General features: G+C 39.5%; 15 protein-coding genes. 2 read left to right on the forward strand and 13 right to left on the reverse strand.

The genetic code is table 11. The features are described 5' to 3' along the window. Positions 1-2: 2 nt before the first annotated feature. The 5 genes from gatB to pcrA form a co-directional block, all read right to left on the reverse strand. Positions 3-1,433 carry an Asp-tRNA(Asn)/Glu-tRNA(Gln) amidotransferase subunit GatB gene (gatB, locus tag OZ002_RS02545; RefSeq protein ID WP_002288473.1) on the reverse strand — a complete coding sequence of 477 codons (1,431 nt, stop codon included), beginning with the start codon at positions 1,431-1,433 and terminating at the stop codon, positions 3-5. Then, the gene (gene gatA / locus OZ002_RS02550; protein ID WP_002331436.1) at positions 1,430-2,902 is read right to left on the reverse strand and encodes an Asp-tRNA(Asn)/Glu-tRNA(Gln) amidotransferase subunit GatA; all 1,473 of its coding nucleotides are present in this window, start codon (positions 2,900-2,902) and stop codon (positions 1,430-1,432) included. The genes gatB and gatA overlap by 4 nt, the downstream gene beginning before the upstream one ends. Beyond that, the gene (gatC, locus tag OZ002_RS02555) at positions 2,902-3,207 is read right to left on the reverse strand and encodes an Asp-tRNA(Asn)/Glu-tRNA(Gln) amidotransferase subunit GatC (RefSeq protein ID WP_002288477.1); all 306 of its coding nucleotides are present in this window, start codon (positions 3,205-3,207) and stop codon (positions 2,902-2,904) included. Before gatC ends, gatA begins: the two co-directional genes overlap by 1 nt. A gap of 105 nt (positions 3,208-3,312) precedes the next feature. Then, a complete protein-coding gene (ligA, locus tag OZ002_RS02560; RefSeq protein ID WP_002323115.1) occupies positions 3,313-5,349 on the reverse strand; it encodes an NAD-dependent DNA ligase LigA in 2,037 nt (678 codons plus the stop codon). A gap of 16 nt (positions 5,350-5,365) precedes the next feature. After that, positions 5,366-7,600 carry a DNA helicase PcrA gene (gene pcrA / locus OZ002_RS02565; RefSeq protein WP_002319708.1) on the reverse strand — a complete coding sequence of 745 codons (2,235 nt, stop codon included), beginning with the start codon at positions 7,598-7,600 and terminating at the stop codon, positions 5,366-5,368. Positions 7,601-7,754: 154 nt separating this feature from the next. Here pcrA and OZ002_RS02570 point away from each other — a divergent pair, with 154 nt between their 5' ends. Further along, on the forward strand, positions 7,755-9,314 hold the full coding sequence (locus tag OZ002_RS02570; protein ID WP_002331437.1) for a ClC family H(+)/Cl(-) exchange transporter: 1,560 nt from the start codon (positions 7,755-7,757) through the stop codon (positions 9,312-9,314). Positions 9,315-9,424: 110 nt separating this feature from the next. Here the strand turns inward: OZ002_RS02570 and OZ002_RS02575 are convergent, their stop codons facing one another. From OZ002_RS02575 to OZ002_RS02595, 5 genes are all read right to left on the reverse strand, one after another. Then, complete coding sequence (locus OZ002_RS02575; RefSeq protein WP_002323114.1) at positions 9,425-11,356, reverse strand: PTS fructose transporter subunit IIABC; 1,932 nt, start codon at positions 11,354-11,356, stop codon at positions 9,425-9,427. A 17-nt stretch (positions 11,357-11,373) separates the two neighbouring features. Continuing rightward, entirely contained in the window at positions 11,374-12,288 is a 915-nt protein-coding gene (pfkB, locus tag OZ002_RS02580; RefSeq protein ID WP_002288484.1) for a 1-phosphofructokinase, read from the reverse strand. After that, positions 12,285-13,037, reverse strand: a complete 753-nt coding sequence (locus tag OZ002_RS02585) for a DeoR/GlpR family DNA-binding transcription regulator (protein ID WP_002288485.1) — start codon at positions 13,035-13,037, stop codon at positions 12,285-12,287. The genes pfkB and OZ002_RS02585 overlap by 4 nt, the downstream gene beginning before the upstream one ends. Positions 13,038-13,195: 158 nt before the next feature. Then, complete coding sequence (locus OZ002_RS02590) at positions 13,196-13,405, reverse strand: hypothetical protein (protein WP_002294422.1); 210 nt, start codon at positions 13,403-13,405, stop codon at positions 13,196-13,198. A 10-nt stretch (positions 13,406-13,415) separates the two neighbouring features. Further along, a complete protein-coding gene (locus OZ002_RS02595; protein WP_325082842.1) occupies positions 13,416-14,744 on the reverse strand; it encodes a hypothetical protein in 1,329 nt (442 codons plus the stop codon). 135 nt (positions 14,745-14,879) lie between these two features. On the opposite strand from OZ002_RS02595, the gene OZ002_RS02600 reads away from it, so the two are divergent. Beyond that, positions 14,880-15,035, forward strand: a complete 156-nt coding sequence (locus OZ002_RS02600; RefSeq protein ID WP_049141742.1) for an SPJ_0845 family protein — start codon at positions 14,880-14,882, stop codon at positions 15,033-15,035. Positions 15,036-15,108: 73 nt separating this feature from the next. Here OZ002_RS02600 and yihA read toward each other — a convergent pair whose 3' ends face one another. The 3 genes from yihA to tig all read right to left on the reverse strand — a co-directional run bounded on the left by yihA (position 15,109) and on the right by tig (position 18,565). Further along, on the reverse strand, positions 15,109-15,696 hold the full coding sequence (gene yihA, locus OZ002_RS02605; protein ID WP_002288491.1) for a ribosome biogenesis GTP-binding protein YihA/YsxC: 588 nt from the start codon (positions 15,694-15,696) through the stop codon (positions 15,109-15,111). An 82-nt stretch (positions 15,697-15,778) separates the two neighbouring features. After that, positions 15,779-17,029, reverse strand: coding sequence for an ATP-dependent Clp protease ATP-binding subunit ClpX (gene clpX, locus OZ002_RS02610; RefSeq protein WP_002294425.1), 1,251 nt, complete (start codon positions 17,027-17,029; stop codon positions 15,779-15,781). A 246-nt stretch (positions 17,030-17,275) separates the two neighbouring features. Next, on the reverse strand, positions 17,276-18,565 hold the full coding sequence (tig, locus tag OZ002_RS02615) for a trigger factor (protein WP_002292069.1): 1,290 nt from the start codon (positions 18,563-18,565) through the stop codon (positions 17,276-17,278). Positions 18,566-18,698 lie beyond the last annotated feature (133 nt).

An 18,698-nucleotide genomic window follows, 5' to 3' on the forward strand; every position in this document is an offset into this window, starting at 1 on the left:
CTCTATCGTTTCGCTAATTCATCTTTAAGTAGCTTATTCACGACACCAGGATTTGCTTGTCCTTTAGTTGCTTTCATGATTTGACCGACTAGGAAGCCAACCGCACGATCTTTTCCATTTTTGAAATCATCGACAGATTGTTGGTTGTTATCCAAAATTTCATTAATGATTGGCAGTAGTTTGTTCGGATCAGATAATTGCACCCAACCATTTTTTTCAACTACTTCTTGGGCTTCTCCGCCATTTGTGATCAATTCACGGAAGACTTTTTTGGCAATTTTTGAGCTGATCGTTCCATCGGCGATCAAACGAATCATTCCTGCTAAGTTCTCAGGTGTCAATTTTGTCTCAGCTAATTCCAGTTTCTCACTGTTCAAGTAAGCAGAAACTTCACCCATCAACCAGTTAGATGCTTGCTTGGCATCTGCACCATTTTCCAAAACAGCTTCAAAGAAATCAGACATTTCTTTTGTAAGTGTCAATACCATTGCGTCATACTCTGGAAGACCAAACTCACGGATATAGCGTTCGCGACGAGAAGCTGGCATCTCAGGCAAACTAGCTTTTACTTTTTGAATCCATTCGTCATCGATCACGAATTTCGGGATATCAGGCTCTGGGAAGTAACGATAATCACTAGACCCTTCTTTGACACGCATCAAAACTGTTTTATTCGTTGTTTCGTCAAAACGGCGTGTTTCTTGTTGGATTTCTCCTCCTGAAAGAAGAACTTTTGCTTGACGTTTTTCTTCAAAAGCTAAACCTTTTTTCACGAAAGATAAAGAGTTCAAGTTTTTCAATTCTGCTTTCGTACCGAACTCTTCTTGTCCATAAGGGCGAAGAGAAATATTGGCATCACAGCGCATAGAGCCTTCTTCCATTTTCACATCGCTGACTTCTGTAAATTGGATAATTGAACGCAATGCTTCTAGATAAGCGTATGCTTCTTCTGGTGAACGCATATCAGCTTCAGAAACGATTTCGATCAAAGGCGTGCCTTGTCGGTTCAAATCAACGTAAGAATAACCGCCAATACCATGCATGTTTTTTCCAGCATCTTCTTCTAAATGGACACGTTCGATCCGGATTTTTTTCTTTTTACCTTCTACTTCGATTTCGATCCATCCGTCATGACCGATTGGTTGATCAAATTGGGAAATTTGATATGCTTTTGGATTATCTGGGTAAAAGTAATTTTTCCGGTCAAAATGAGTATCTTTAGAGATTTCACAGTTTAATGCCAAAGCTGCTTTCATCCCGAATTCCAGCGCAGCTTTATTCATTACTGGCAGCACGCCTGGATAACCCCAGTCGATCACGTTTGTATTGCTGTTTGGTTCTGCACCAAAATGAGCTGGCGCTGGAGAGAAAATTTTTGAGTTGGTTTTTAACTCGACGTGGACTTCTAGTCCAATGACTGTTTCAAAATTCATTCGTCTTTCCCTCCTAAAATAGCTGGTTGTTGTGTGTGGAATTCTGTTGCTTGTTCAAACGCATATGCCGCTTGATACATCGTTTTTTCATCAAAATAATTACCGATGATCTGCAATCCAACTGGTAATCCTTCTGATAAACCTGCCGGTACAGACATACCTGGAAGTCCAGCCAAGTTGACAGGGATCGTTAAGATGTCACTCATGTACATTGTGATTGGATCGTTAATGTTCTCACCGATTCCGAATGCAACTGTTGGTGAAGATGGCCCGATGATCAAGTCATAATCTGCAAAGACTTTTTCAAAATCTCGTTTGATCAATGTACGGACTTGTCCTGCTTTTTTGAAGTAAGCGTCATAATAACCCGCGCTTAAGGAGAATGTCCCTAACATGATACGGCGTTTTACTTCTTCACCGAATCCTTCTGAACGTGAGTTGACATATACATCATCTAATGATTTCACATTTTCAGAGCGATAACCGTAGCGGATACCATCGAATCGTTGCAAGTTGGAACTTGCTTCTGATGAGGCAATGATATAATAAACAGCCACACCGTATTTTGAATGAGGCAAGCTGACTTCTTCCACAACAGCACCTAATGAACGGAATGTTTCTGCTGCTTTCAATACAGCTTCTTTTACGCCAGGGGCCACACCTTCGCCTAAGTATTCTTTAGGTAAAGCAATCTTCATTCCTTTGATGTCGCCTGTCAGTCCCTCTGCAAAATCAGGAACTGAAACGCCTGAAGAAGTACCGTCTTTTTCGTCATAACCGCTGATAGCTGTCAATGCTAATGCATTATCTTTCACCGTACGGGTCATTGGTCCGATTTGGTCAAGAGATGAAGCAAAGGCAATCAAACCAAAACGTGAGACACGGCCATAAGTAGGTTTCATCCCTACGATGCCGTTAAAAGCTGCTGGTTGGCGGATACTTCCCCCAGTATCACTACCTAAAGAAACTGGAATTTGTCCAGCTGCAACTGCTGCTGCAGAACCACCAGAAGAGCCACCAGGTACTTTTGTTGGGTCCCAAGCATTTTTTGTTTTCTTGAAATAAGAAGTTTCTGTACTTCCACCCATAGCAAATTCATCCATGTTTAGCTTACCAACAGGGATCATATCTGCTTGATAGATTTTATCCATGACCGTTGCATCATAAATTGGTTCAAAATTGTAAAGGATCTTAGATGCAGCGGTTGTCAAGATATCTTTTGTTACGATATTATCCTTGATACCAATTGGAATACCAGCAAGGACGTTGCTTTCATCAATCCCTTTTTCATCTAAAGCTTTTGCCTGTTCCAATGCTTTTTCTTCGTTCAATGTAATGAATGCTTCGACCTCAGGCTCTGTTTCTTTGATTCGTTCAAATGTTGCTTTTGTCAAATCCTGTACAGTGATTTCTTTCGATACAAGCATATGATGCAGTTCTTCTAGAGAACGATTGTGTAATTCTGTCATTATGCGCCAGCCTCCCCATTATCGATGATTGCGGGTACTTTGATAAAGCCGTCTTCTGTTTCCGGCACATTTTTCAATAATTCATCGCGGTTCCATCCAGCTTGCGCCCGATCTTGTCGCATCACGTTTACTGTTTCAACCACATTCGACGTAAATGGAACACCTTCTGTATCTACTTCTTCCAGCATTTCAACCATATCGATGATTTTACCTAATTGGTCGGTAAAACTTGCAAGTTCTTCATCTGCGAACGCAAGTTTTGCTAATTTGGCAACGTGTTTCACTTGTTCTTCACTAATCGCCATACTACCCCTTCTTTCTAAACGAGTTAAAAACTTTGCTCTCTATTTTAACACAAGAGTGCCGTGTCTGAAATTGTTTATTGAAATTTGTCTGAAAAAACTCATTTTTCATTCTTCTACTGAGCGACTTTTAGCCAATGCATCTGCCATTTGATCTTCTGTCCAAACTTCGATTCCTAATTCTTGTGCTTTGGTCAGCTTGCTGCCAGCATCTTCTCCTGCTACCACGATATCCGTTTTTTTCGATACGCTACCAGTCACTTTCCCGCCAAGATTTTCGATCGTCTCTTTTGCTTCTTCACGAGTAAATCGTGTTAGTTTACCAGTAAGGACTACTGTTTTTTCTTTAAAAGGAGACTCGACTTCTTGCAATTGGGCATTTCGAAGCCCTTTGTATTCGAAATTGACGCCTGCTTGTTTTAATTCATTCATCAATTCATGGACTTCTTCGTTACTGAAATAAGTGACTACACTGTCGGCAATTATATCACCGATCGTATCAAGCGCAATGATCGACTCATAGTCACTTTTACTCAATGTTTCTAGATCACCGAAATGTTCTGCTAAAATTTTTGCTGCTTTCGCTCCGACATGTCGGATTCCTAACCCGAAAATCAACCGCTCGACCGAATTATCTTTGCTGTTGTCGATTGCTGTCAAAATATTATTTGCTGATTTTTCTTTTATTTTGTCCAACGTCAATAACTCTTCTTCTGTCAATTTGTAAAGATCAGCAACATCTGCTACTAGTTTTTTATCATACATCTGTTCAAGTACGCGCGGCCCCAACCCATCGATATTCATCGCATTTCTTGAAACAAAGTGGTTCAAACCTTCTTTCATTTGAGCAGGGCATTTAGGATTGATGCACCGTAAGGCTACTTCTTCATCCAAATGGACAAGTTCACTTCCACAAACTGGACAATGTGTAGGCAATTGGTATTCTTCGCTGTCTTTAGGTCGTTTATCTAACACGACTTGCGAAACTTCTGGGATGATGTCTCCCGCTTTATAAATCAGAACTGTATCTTTCAAGCGGATATCCTTCAACTTAATATAATCACCGTTATGCAGGCTGGCACGGCTTACTGTCGTTCCTGCTACTCGGACTGGTGTCATGATAGCTGTTGGCGTTACTACCCCTGTTCGACCGACTGTCCATTCGATGTTTTCGATTAGCGTTTCAACTTCTTCTGGCGGAAACTTGTAAGCTGCTGCCCATCTCGGTGCTTTGACAGTAAAACCAAGTTGATCTTGTAGCGAGAATTCATTCACTTTGATGACGATTCCATCGATTTCATAGGGCAAATCCACACGTTTGTCATGATATTCTTCAATGTATGACCACACTTCATCAATCGAATGACATAGACGTTTTTCCCGATTCGTGTGGAATCCAATTTTTTCTAGCTCTTCTAGCGCATCATACTGAGTTTTTGCTTGCATAGGACCGAAATCAGCTACTGTGTATAAAAAAGTGTCCAGATTTCTTTTCGCTGTGATTTTAGAATCTAACTGACGCAAAGAACCAGCTGCGGCGTTCCGAGGATTCGCAAAGATATCTTTTCCCTCTGCTTCTCTGTCTTGGTTCAATTGGACAAATGACCGTTTTGGCATGAAACATTCGCCTCTTACTTCGATGTTCATTGGTTCTTTTAATTTGATTGGGACCGACCGGACAGTTTTTAGGTTTTCAGTGATGTTTTCTCCTACAGTTCCATCCCCGCGAGTCGCACCTCTCACGAAATTTCCATCTTCATAACGCAAAGAAACGGAAAGTCCATCTATTTTTAGTTCACAGCAATAGTCAACTACACGTCCCACTGCTTTTTGTACACGTTGATCAAAAGCTATCAGCTCTTCTTTGCTGAAAACGTCGTTCAAACTGTAAAGCGGAATATCATGAGTGACTTTTTCAAAACCTTCTAATACTTTTCCGCCTACTCGTTGAGTGGGAGAATCAGACGTGATCAAATCAGGATATTGTTCCTCGATTGCTACTAATTCTGCGTATTCTTTATCATAAACATAGTCTTCCACTGTTGGTTTATCTTCTACGTAGTATTCGCGAGACCATTGGTTCAGTCTTGTACGAAGTTCTTCTGCCCGTTTAGCAGCTTCGTCAATCGTCATTTCATGTTCCATCATTTACCCTCCACTACTAAGCTTTTTCAATTGGCGCAAAGGCAGCCAAAAGACGTTTTACTCCTTGACTTGGGAAAGCCACATCTAGTTCTAGATCCTTCGACGTCCCGCTTACTCGGACGACTGTTCCTAGACCCCATTTTTTGTGTTTGACTTTATCTCCAGGTTTCCAGCTGTTATTTTCCCCTCCAGTAGCACTTTTAGAGGGAACAACCGCTGTCTCTGGCTGTTTATAGCTATATGCTGTTTTTTTAGCGAATACAGGTGTTTTTTTAGGCGTAGGACGCATGCCTTCGATTTCCAGTAACTCCTGATCGATTTCTTCTACAAAACGAGAAGGTCGGTTATATTGCGTCCGTCCATATAATGTTCTGGAGAAAGCATTTGTTAAATACAACGCTTCTTCTGCTCGCGTGATCCCCACATATGCGAGACGGCGTTCTTCTTCCAGTTCGCTTTCTTCCATCAATGCTCGAGATAAAGGAAAAACCCCCTCTTCTAGACCAATCAGGAATACAACTGGGAATTCTAATCCTTTGGCTGCATGCAAAGTCATCAATGTCACTTGGGAAGCATCTTCTTCTAAATTGTCAATATCGGAAACAAGTGCCAGATCATTTAAGAAGACCGTTAGTTTTTCTTCTGGTGCATCAGCGTCTTCTTCATTTTGCTGTTCGAATTGTTTGTCGAATTCTTGTGTGACCGTTAAAAATTCCTCCAAGTTTTCGATGCGTGCTTGTGCTTCTAATGTATTTTGGATTTTTAAGTCTTCTAGATATCCGCTACGATCCAAAACCTCTTTCGTCAATTCTGTCACTGTCAAGTATGGGATCATCTGAGTGACTTCTTGGATCATCTCTCCAAATGCACCTAATTGCTGTCCTGCTTTTCCACCGATATTTGCCAGATCCACATTTTGCGCTGCTTCAAGCAGTGGCCATTCATGAAGAGAAGCAAAACTGCGTAGTTTTTCGATAGATCCTGGTCCGATGCCTCGTTTGGGCGAATTAACGATACGCTCAAAACTGATTGAATCTTGAGGATTTGCCAGCACATTCAAATACGCTAAAATATCTTTGATTTCTTTACGATCGTAGAACTTGTGCCCTCCAACCATTTTATAAGGAATATTTGCTTTCAACAGAGTTTCTTCCATTACACGAGATTGTGCGTTCGTCCGGTACAAGATGGCAAAGTCGCCGTAATTCCGATGATTGCTTCGAATCTCTTCTTGCATCCGGTCTACGATAAAACGGGTTTCGTCTCGTTCATTATCTGCACGGTAGTAAGTGATCTTGTTTCCTTCTTTGTTTTCTGTCCACAAGTTTTTTGGTTTTCGATTGCTATTGTTTTCAATGACTTGGTTTGCTGCGCTAAGGATGTTTTTCGTGGAGCGATAGTTTTGTTCTAGCAAAATTACTGCAGCATCTGGATAATCTTTTTCAAAATCCAAGATGTTCTGCATATCTGCACCGCGCCAGCCGTAAATACTTTGATCTGCATCTCCCACGACGCACAGGTTCCTAAATCTACCTGCCAATAAATTGACTAGCGTATACTGTGCGTGATTTGTATCTTGGTACTCATCTACATGAATATAATGGAATTTGTTTTGATAATATGTGAGTGAATCAGGATGTTCTTCAAATAATCGAATCGTATTCATGATCAGGTCGTCAAAGTCCATACATTGATTATATTGAAGCTCTTTTTGGTAAGCAGCATAACATTTTGCCGCAATCTCTTCGTAATAACTGCCTTGCATTTTTGCAAAATCCTGAGGGGTCTGCAGGCTGTTTTTTGCTTGAGAGATTGTTCCTAATATACTTCGAGGATCATATTTTTTCGGATCAATGTTCAGTTCTTTTAGTATCCGTTTCATCAAGGTCAGCTGTTCAGAAGAATCGATGATTGTAAAGTTCCGGTTATACCCGATAAAATCAACATCTCTTCTTAAAATACGCACACACATCGAGTGAAAAGTCGATACCCAGACATCTTCGCCTCCAGATGCGAGAATCGCATTGACACGTTCTTTCATTTCTTTTGCAGCCTTATTGGTAAAAGTAATCGCTAGGATGTTCCAAGGATTGACTTCTTTTTCCTCAATCAAATAGGCAATGCGGTGTGTCAGCACTCTCGTCTTTCCACTTCCTGCACCTGCCATTAGCAGTAATGGTCCGTCAGTGTGAAGAACAGCTTCTTTCTGACGGGGGTTCATCCCGTTTAATAATTCAGCTTTGGATGACATTAACAACATCCTTTCTTTTATCAATCTTGTTAATTATAGCATTTTCTTGGCTTTCATTAAACTAGCTAGTTCAAAATCATTTGTTTCTTTTTATGGATTTTTCCTTGTCAATTCGTTGATTTCGCGCTAAATTAAAAGAAAGCGAGGCGTTTGAATGGAAAAAAAAGGAAAAATCAAGAAATTAGATAAGACTCAGATATATTTTATTCTAAAAGGAATATTTGTTGGACTGCTGACAGGAATCGTCGTTAGCCTGTTTCGATTATCTATCGAAAAGCTAAGCGATTTAGTTCGAAGTATCTATGAAATGAGTCGGGAACAGCCGATTTACTTAATTGGCCTAGCTATTTGTTGCATCCTTGCAGCATTTTTCGTGGGTTATCTGGTCAAAAATGAACCGGATATCAAGGGAAGCGGGATTCCACAAGTAGAGGGACAGCTTCGCGGGGAATTATCAATGAACTGGTTCTCTGTTTTATGGAAAAAGTTCATTGGCGGTGTACTTTCAGTTGGTGCGGGCCTTTTTCTAGGTAGAGAAGGACCTTCTATACAGCTTGGCGCATCCATTGGACAAGGAGCTGGACAATTGTTTCGGAGTCCATCTTCAGAAGAAAAGATTTTAATTTCTAGCGGTGCAAGTAGCGGACTTGCAGCAGCATTCAATGCTCCTATCGCAGGATTACTCTTTGTTTTAGAAGAAATCCATCACTCCTTTTCTCCACTTGTTTGGCTGACATCATTTGCTTCAGCAATCACTGCTAACTTCGTCTCTCTTTACTTTTTCGGCTTGAGACCTGTTTTATATCTAGGTGACCTTCCTTCTTTGCCGTTGAAATATTATGGTTCCTTAGTGATCTTAGGAGTACTTCTAGGCGTCTTAGGTTTTATTTATCAGAAGGTCTTGCTAGCTTTGCCAAAATTTTACAACCGATTGCCTTTACCAGCTTATTTTCACGGGTTCGTTCCTTTCTTGCTGATTTTGCCAATTGGTTATTTATGGCCTAATACTCTAGGCGGAGGCAATCAAATCGTTTTAGCTTTTGGACATGCTTCCTTGCCAATCATTATGATTATCGGTTTGTTTGTTCTTCGATTCGTTTTTTCCATGATTTCTTACGGTGGGGGTCTTCCAGGGGGGATTTTCCTTCCGATATTGACATTGGGGGCTTTAATCGGTAGCTTTTATGGAAACATTATGGTTGATTTCGGGATGGATCCAATCTACATCAAGGATTTTGTCGTTATTGCCATGGCTGGTTATTTCACAGCGATTGGAAAAGCACCGCTGACAGCAATTATTTTAGTGACAGAAATGGTTGGCTCTCTTAATCATCTGATGCCTTTAGGATTGGCTGCTCTTGTTGCTTATATCGTCAATGACCTTCTCGGCGGTAATCCAATTTACGAATCATTATTGGAACGTCTACTTGGAAATACTCAGACCGCCTCACTAAAAGGTGCAAGGACAACTTTTGATTTTCCAGTAACGGCAGAGAGTTCTTTAGACGGATTAATGGTACGAGACTTCAATTGGCCTAAAAATATGCTGCTAATCTCTATACGCAGAGGAAATCAGGAAATCTTGACTCACGGTGATACGATCATGAATGTAGGAGATATTTTGGTTATCTTGACTGATGAAGCAAACTTGCCAAGAATCAAGCAGGAAATCGAGGCTAAATCTTCTATCACAAATTTGAAGCAATCATTTTAACGAACATGGAAAAACTATTTTACAACAACTATTCATCTACACTACTTAATTCTATATGATTCTATAAAAAAAGAAGAGGCTGGGAAAACCCAGCCTCTTCTTTTTTATTTCTATGCTTCTGCTGCTGCAGGAGCTTTTCTCAATAACCCATAAATCACACCAGATACGACTGCTCCGATAGCTATAAACACCAAATACATGACCGGGTGACTCAGTAAGAATACAACGAAAATCCCGCCGTGAGGAGCCAGTAATTTGATCCCGAAAGCTCCGACTAATCCGCCAGTTAAAGCAGAACCAATAATAAAACTTGGAATGGCACGAATCGGATCAGCTGCTGCAAATGGAATCGATCCTTCCGTGACAAACGATAGTCCCATCACGATGTTCGTCAAACCAGCATCTTGATCTGTTTTGCTGAATTTATTCTTAAACAAACGTGTAGCAACGAAAATTGCCAATGGAGGTACCATTCCTCCAGCCATAACAGAAGCCATCACGACACTTCCGCCAGTTGCAACAGTCGTAGCTAAAGTTGCTGTACCAAACACATAAGCGGCTTTGTTGATTGGACCGCCTAAATCTGCCGCCATCATTCCAGCTAATAATGCACCAAGTAAAGCAGCATTCGAACCACTCATACTTGTCAAGAAACCGTTCAATGCATCATTGATTGCTTTCATAGGGACATTGACCAGCAACATCAAGAAACCAGTAATCAGTAAGCCAAACACTGGATAAAAGAGGATCGTTTTAATTCCATCCAATGATTTTGGTAAGTTCTTGAATAATTTACGTAAAAATACGATGACATAACCAGCTAAGAATCCACCAATCAGTGCACCTAAGAATCCTGCACCGCCTGTATTAGCTAATGCACCAGCAGCAAATCCAACGATCAAACCAGGGCGGTCACCGATACTTGAAGCAATAAATCCTGCTAATACCGGCAGCATGAAACCAAATGCAGCTTGTCCGATTTGGTTGAACCAGCTAGCAGCTTGATTGTAATTCCCTAGATTTGATAATTGATCATGTGGCACGCCAATAAATTGGTCGATCATGAAAGAAAGCGCAATAGCGATTCCTCCACCAATAACGAAAGGTAACATGTGTGATACGCCGTTCATCAAATCTTTGTAAATTCTTTGTCCGATAGTACCATCCGCATTTCCTTCTTCTGAACTGCTTTCTTTTCCATCACCATGGAATACTGGTGCAGTACCACTAAGGGCTAGATTGATCAGCTCTTCTGGTTTACGGATACCATCACTGACAGGACGATTGATTAGTTCTTTTCCGTCAAAGCGATTCATCTCTACTTTTTTGTCTGCTGCAACGATTACACCTTCTGCACGGGCGATGTCTTCAGCAGTCAATCGGTTTTTGATTCCTTCTGAACCGTTCGTTTCGACTTTGATCTCCACACCCATTTCTTTCGCTTTTTTCTTCAGAGCATCTTCTGCCATGTAAGTGTGAGCGATCCCTGTTGGACAAGCTGTAACGGCAACAACGAATTTTCTTTCTGGATGAGCAGAAGCTTCTGCAGCTTGTGTTTCTTGTTCTGCTTTTTCTTCTGCTTCTTTTTGCTCTTCAGCTGTTTGGAACAAGTCTTGGACTTCTTCTGGTGTATTTGCTTCTTTTAATTTTCCTACGAAATCTGCATCAATCAGCAATCGAGATAGTGCTGCTAATGCTTGCAAATGTGTGTCGTTTGCGCCTTCTGGAGCTGCGATCATGAAAAACAGATAAGTTGGCTGTCCGTCTAAGGCTTCATAATCTACTCCTTTTTGGCTTTTTGCGAATAAAACTGTTGCTTCTTTAACTGCACTGTTTTTCGCGTGAGGCATGGCGATTCCATCACCAAGACCTGTAGAAGTTTGTGCTTCGCGGGCTAGAATTCCTTCTTTATATGTTTCGATATCGGAAATCCGGCCGGCATCAAACATTTTTTGGACCATTTCATCGATTGCGCCTTTTTTATCAGTCGCTTGCAAATCCATGATCATCGCTTCTTTGACCATTAAATCCTTGATATTCATGATTATCCTCCTTGAAACTAATCAATTTTTGTGATTTCAACTTCTGGCAGCAACTCATCAATCAATTCGCGAGCTGCCAAGTCATCAGAAAAAGCTGTTGCGCTTCCGCAAGCAACTCCCCATTTAAAGGCTTCGATTGGATCTTTCGTACGGCTGTAAGCCCCAATAAAGCCGGCAATCATTGAATCCCCTGCACCTACTGAATTTTTCAATGGGCGAACTAATACATTCGTTTTATAAGTTCCTTGTTCCGTGAAGAGCAAAGCACCGTCTCCAGCCATTGAGATCAGCACATTCTGTGCCCCTTCAGCTAGTAATTTTTTCCCATACGGAATGATTTCTTCTACAGATTGGAAGGTTGTGTTGTAAAGCTCAGCTAATTCGTGATTGTTTGGTTTGATCAACAATGGTTTCTTAACAAGTGCATTTTTTAGGTCATCACCTGTTGTATCAATCACGAAATCTGCACCTTTTTCTCGAATGATATCAATCAGTTCTTGATAAAATCCTTTTCGCAGGCTAGCTGGCGCGCTTCCTGACAATACGACGATATCTCCTTGTCCTACTGTTCCTAATGCTTGCTTCAACTCATCGATTTCTTCATCTGAAATAGATGGGCCTAAGCCATTGATCTCAGTTTCAGTGTCTGATTTTAGTTTGATATTGATTCTTGTATCTTCTTTTACGGTTGTGAACAAAGACTGGATTTGTTCTTTTTCAAGCCACTTCGAAATAAATTCGCCAGTGAACCCTCCTAAAAACCCTAGTGCTGTAGATTGAGAATCGATCCGTTTCAAAATACGGGAAACATTGATCCCTTTTCCTCCAGGTAACTTGAAGTCTTCCTTCATTCGGTTCAAATCGCCTAGTTTTAACCCATCTACGCGTACGATATAATCAATTGATGGATTAAGTGTTACTGTGTAAATCATTGTATTGCCTCCTTAATTGTTGTCTTTTCACGGAATTCATTAACGAATTCTAATGGACAACGCTCGGTTATGATCGTGGCTGCTTCCAAAGGTGCAACAGAGGTGAAGGACAACTGGTTGAATTTGGTATGATCAATCAATACAAATGTCTCTTCGGAATTTTTCATGGCTAAACGTTTAACAGCTGCCTCTTCTGGATCCGGAGTCGTGAATCCTTGTTCAAGATGGGCACCGTTCATTCCCATAAATGCTTTATTAAAATGAAAATTTTTTAGTTGTTCTATCGCATTAGATCCTAAAACAGCATTAGTTGCCAGCTTTATCGTTCCACCTAAAATAATGGTAGCAAGCTCCAAATCAACTAAATTTGCCGCATGTTGAACGGAATTTGTCACTACTGTGATCTGTTTTCCTTGCAGAAAAGGAATCATTTCTAACGTAGTAGAGCCAGCGTCTAAATAAATGACATCTTCGTCATTAATGGTTTCAGCTGCCGATTTGGCGATTTGCTGTTTTTCGTGAACGTTTTTGAGTGATTTTTCACTCATATTCTGCTCAAAATTCAATAATTGCTCTTTCTTAGCTCCGCCATGAACTCTTTCTAGAAACCCACTATTCTCCAGCTCTTGTAAATCACGTCTTATCGTTGATTCAGAAGCATTCAAAAGGTTTACAAGATCTTGTGATTTCACGATTTTCTGCTGTTCAAGCAAGTCTAGGATTTTTTGTCTGCGTTCCTCTGTAAGCATTTTCACGATCACCTCAATACAAATAATAGCATATTTTTTTTCTACTCGCAATATAAATCAGTCAAAAACGTTCATGAAAATTATAAATCAGTCAAAAAAAAATAAAAAACCAGTCAAAAAGACTGGTTTTTTATTTTTTTGTCTATCATCAAGCCGTTTTATCGTTTTTTATTTTCGCTTCTTGTTTTTTTCATATAAACAGAAGCAGGTTTTCTTTCCTTATGAAGAAGATAATAATAAAGTCCCATCCCGCCAAACATGACCAAAAAACCGATGACTGATCGAATAGGAAAATTAGGAACAAAAAAGAGACAGACGGATAATAATGATGCCGGAACCATTATTCGATAATAGAGTTGTTTATCCATTTTCTTCACCTCATATTTTTTGTAAAGTAATCAATTGTTCTAATTCTCGGTAATCTAAAAATTGCACACGCAGATGCTGCTCACCTTTCTTGACATCGAATTGGATACTTCGCCGCTTTTTCTTTATTCGTTTGAAGGTAACATCAGAGAGTCTATGTTTGATTTCCTTTAACGGTAATTCTGACAGGGATTCTGAAGGAACATAGATTCTTAAGGATAAAAGATACTCTTGATATTTTTCATCTGTTACCTCTACTTCTAGATATTCCCTAATATAATAACAATAAGCTTCGATTCCATTATCCAAAGCAACAGTCGGATCGATAACTTTATAGCACATCATGCGCGAGCGATTCTCGTCAACCCAAGGAAAATACGCCTGAGCATTTAGTGTTCCGCGAACACGCCTTTCTTTATAATCTCCTTGTTGAATATCATAACTTTTTGTTACAAAAAATGAAGCATTCTTTTTAGGAACAGGTTGCATTTGTGCATTCTGATACTGGACAGATTGGATCGTAAAGTCAGTGTAAATGTATTCAACGAATGGCGGTTTCAATAAACCGACACCATTGTCCCAAGCAAGATGATCAAACCCAAGCTGGTCCCTAAAATAGGATTGAAACATTTGATTGTTTGGCTTTTGCCAGTTAAAGGGGTCTCGATAAAGCTGGATACATATGACTTCGTTTTCTAATTCCTTCACTTTTTCTACTTGTTGGATGTCGAGAAAAATCGGTTTAGGGATGATTTGATGATAATAGCGACTATAATACATTTCCCAACACGAAGTGAAACATAAACCTTGGTAAAAAAGATCGTATCCTGGAAATTGGTTGCAATCGACTACTACTTCCCCGTTTTGTTGTTTCATTTTAGGTAAATGTTCGATTTCATCCTTTTTCTCAAACAATAGCCGTTGAGAGATCTGTTTTGTATTGTGATAGATAAACTCGCTATAAGCTCGCATATAGGCGAACACCCCATGAGCAATCATTTTTTTCTGAATGAAGTCTCGAATCAAAAATTGCTTTTCTTTGAAAACAGAGATAGACAATACATTTTTTATCAATAATTGATTATCTTCCAAGCGAAAACTACATTCGTTCTCGTCATTTCCTACAACTAACCAACTTTCGTCTCTTACCGATGCTAGCATTATTTTTTCTTGAAGCTTTCGAAGATCATACGGATCCGCTTGTTGTGTGAAAGAGCGGATAAATGTTGGCTGGATCAACAGACGTGTCAAAATAGCCCAATCGCTTATTTCCTGTTTTTTTTCTTCTTCATTTAAGTCTGTGAGCTGGATAGTCATCAATAATTTATCTTCGCCAATCATTTTCTCACCTCTTTCAAATCTTTTTATAATTTAATTATAACCAATGATAAAGAAAAACTAAAACTTTATGTCTTAGAAACCAATTTGGACGATTACATGATAGACTAAGTAAAAAGAAACAAAGAGGTGTTTACAATGGGGTTGAAATTTGAACGTACAGATAATTTAGATAAACTTTTCGAATCATTTGCTGTCGATCCGGAAAAAACAGTTGCACCAAAAGAAGATATCGATCGATTTCTAAAACCACAGCCACAAAATGAAAAGAAAAAAGACAAGAAACAAAAGTAAGTTAAGCTCAAAAAAAGACTTACCAGCCAAACTTTTATGAAAGAGTTTGACTGGTAAGTCTTTTTTATTCTTTTTATGATTCAATTGCTTGTTCGATTGCTGCCCACGCTTCTTCTTTTCCCTGTTTTGTAACGGAAGAAAAGAGAATAAACGTGTCATTGCGATCAAAATCCAACGCTTTTTTGATTTCGCTCTCATGCTTGTTCCATTTACCACGAGGGATCTTATCTGCCTTAGTGGCAACAACAATTACAGGGATATCATAATACTTCAAAAATTGATACATCTGGATATCTTCTTGAGAAGGCTTATGACGCAAATCTACTAAAGAAACGACCGCACGTAGCTGGTCTCTAGTCGTTAAATATGTCTCGATCATCTTTCCCCATTTTGCTCGCTCAGTTTTGGATACTTTTGCATACCCGTATCCCGGAACATCGACAAAATGTAATGCGTTCTCGATCAAATAAAAATTCAATGTCTGGGTCTTTCCTGGCTTACCGGAAGTACGGGCTAAATTCTTTCGATCAATCAATGTGTTGATAAAAGAAGATTTCCCTACATTTGATCGTCCTGCCAGAGCTATTTCTGGCAATTGTGTATCTGGATATTGTTTTGGTGCCACTGCACTTATGATAATTTCAGCTTGATGGACTTTCATGGTCTCACTCCTTAACAAGGTGATGAATAAAGCAAGCGGCTGTCGCAAAAGCCAAAATGACTTTTACGGCAGCCTCTTTTCATCAACCCGCTTTTTTCTCTGAATCTTTATAGATTACTGTTGGCTCACCAGACAATTCAGCTGCTTCTTTTGTGATAATCACTTTTTCGATGTTTTCATTTGAAGGAATATCAAACATCACATCCATCATGATTTCTTCAATGATGGAACGAAGTCCTCGAGCACCGGTATTGCGTTCGATTGCTTTTTTCGCAATGGCTCTCAACGCTTCAGGTTCGAATTCAAGTTCGGTATTATCTAGAGAAAGAAGTTTCTGATATTGTTTGACTAGCGCATTTTTCGGCTCAGTCAAGATCCGTACCAGATCATCTGTTGTCAATTTCTCTAAAGCTGCCATAACAGGTAATCGTCCGATAAACTCAGGGATCAATCCGAATTTTAGTAAATCTTCAGGAATGATATGCTGCATGACACTTTCGTCTTCAGAAAGTTTTTGGTTTTGTGTACCAAATCCAATCGTCTTTTCGCCCATACGATTCTTCACAATCGTTTCGATGCCATCAAATGCACCACCTACGATGAACAATATGTTCGTCGTATCAATCTGAATAAATTCTTGATGTGGATGTTTACGTCCGCCCTGAGGTGGCACGCTTGCAACAGTTCCTTCTAGAATTTTCAGCAAGGCTTGTTGGACACCTTCGCCGGAAACGTCACGAGTAATAGATACATTTTCGCTTTTACGCGCAATTTTATCGATCTCATCAATATAGATAATCCCTTTTTCTGCACGTTCCACATTGTAATCAGCAGATTGAAGCAATTTAAGCAAAATGTTTTCTACATCTTCCCCCACATAACCAGCTTCTGTCAAACTTGTCGCATCTGCGATTGCAAAAGGTACATTCAATGTTTTTGCTAATGTTTGTGCTAAAAATGTTTTACCAGACCCTGTAGGTCCGATCAAGCAGATATTGCTTTTTTGCAGTTCAACATCATCTGTGTTTTCTTGTGCTTGCTGATTGACACGTTTATAGTGATTGTATACGGCAACAGCTAACGAGCGTTTTGCGCGATCTTGTCCAATCACGTAGTTATTCAATACTTCAAGAATTTCTAGTGGTTTAGGGACTTCAGTGAATTCGCGTACAGCTTCTTCATAAAATTCTTCATCAATGATTTCTTTACATAGGTCGATACATTCATTACAGATGTAGACCCCTGGACCAGCTACGATCTTTTTCACTTCTTCTTGGGTTTTCCCGCAAAAAGAACAGCGTACGGTCTCATTGCTACTTGGATTGTCATACATGGTCTTCACCCCTTAACTTGCAAAAAGTATGCAAGAAACTATCAAAGACTTTACAGTCTTTTACTATCATAACATAGTTTAGTAAAAAGAAAAAGTGTTTAACAAAGGATCAACTGACCTATACCTTTGCATTTTTTACTCTTAACAAAAAATAAGGAACTGTGACAAAATCGTGTCACAGTCCCTTATTTCGAATAAACAATTTTCTAGAAGCAGCTTCTTCAGAAATGATTTATTACTTGATTTCTATTCTTTCGCTTCTGTCGCTGTACCTGTGATCAATTCGATTGCTTTTTTCATTGTCACATCATGTTCCAGCATATCTTCTGTCAACACGCGTTTGATTTGTTCGATTGGCATGTTGTATGTTTCTGATAATTCTTGGATTTCTGCATTGATTTCTTCTTCTGTTGCTTGAAGATTTTCAGCAGCTGCAATTGCTTCGATCACAAGATTTGTTCTTGTGCGCATTTCTGCTTCACCTTCGAATTGTTTATGCAAGTCTTCTTCTGTAGAACCAGTTAATTGATAGTACATTTCAGGAGAGATACCTTGACGTTGCATGTTGTTCAAGAATTCGTCCATTGAACGATGTACTTCATCATGAACCATCACGTGTGGCAATTCAACGATTTCTGCGTTTTCAACAGCCATACGGATCGCTGCTTCATCTTTTGCATCGTCCGCTGCTTTTTCTTTTGTTTCTACTAATTCTTTGCGATATTTTTCTTTCAATTCGTCTAATGTTGATACTTCGTCATCAACATCTTTTGCGAATTCGTCATCTAATTCAGGCACTTCTTTTGCTTTTACTTCATGGATTGTCACTTTGAAGACTGCTTCTTTTCCAGCAAGATCTTCTGCTTGATAATCTTCTGGGAAAGTTACATTTACATCTAGACTTTCACCTGATTTATGACCAACTAATTGATCTTCAAATCCTGGAATGAATGAGCCTGAACCTAATTCAAGTGAGTAATTTTCGCCTTTTCCGCCATCAAACGCTTCGCCATCTACAAAGCCTTCGAAGTCGATTACTACTGTATCGCCATTTTCAGCTGCAGCATCTTCTTTGATAACTAATTCAGCTTGTGCTTCTTGTTCACGTTTGATACGTGCATCCACGTCTGCATCTGTTACTTCACGGTCTTGTTTTTCAACAACTAGATCTTTATATTGTCCTAATTTTACTTCTGGTTTCACTGTTACTTCAGCAGTGATTACCCAGTCTTGACCTTTTTCCATGCTTTCAACATCGATTTTTGGTTGAGAAACAGGATCGATGCCAGCTTCTTTGACAGCAGCTTCATAAGCTTCTGGTAATACAGCATTCAATGCATCTTCATATAAAGCTTCTTCACCGTACATACGGTTGAATACTTGACGAGAAACTTTCCCTTTACGGAATCCAGGTACGTTCAAGCTTTTTTTCACTTTATTAAACGCAGTTGTTAATCCTTTTTGGATTTCGTCTTGCGCAATCGTAAATTTTAAAACACCATCATTCGTGCCTTTTTTTTCAAATGTTGCAGTCATTTAATTCCCTCCGAGTTTAGAAATTCATTTTATACATCAAAAACGTTTCATGCATACCTTTAAATAGTACACTAACCCTTTCAAATTGTAAACATATTGAATGGATAGAATCCTTGTTTTTCATAACATTTTT

The sequence above is a fragment of the Enterococcus sp. E4-150 genome (assembly GCF_035726465.1).
Classification (GTDB): Bacteria; Bacillota; Bacilli; order Lactobacillales; family Enterococcaceae; genus Enterococcus_B; species Enterococcus_B faecium.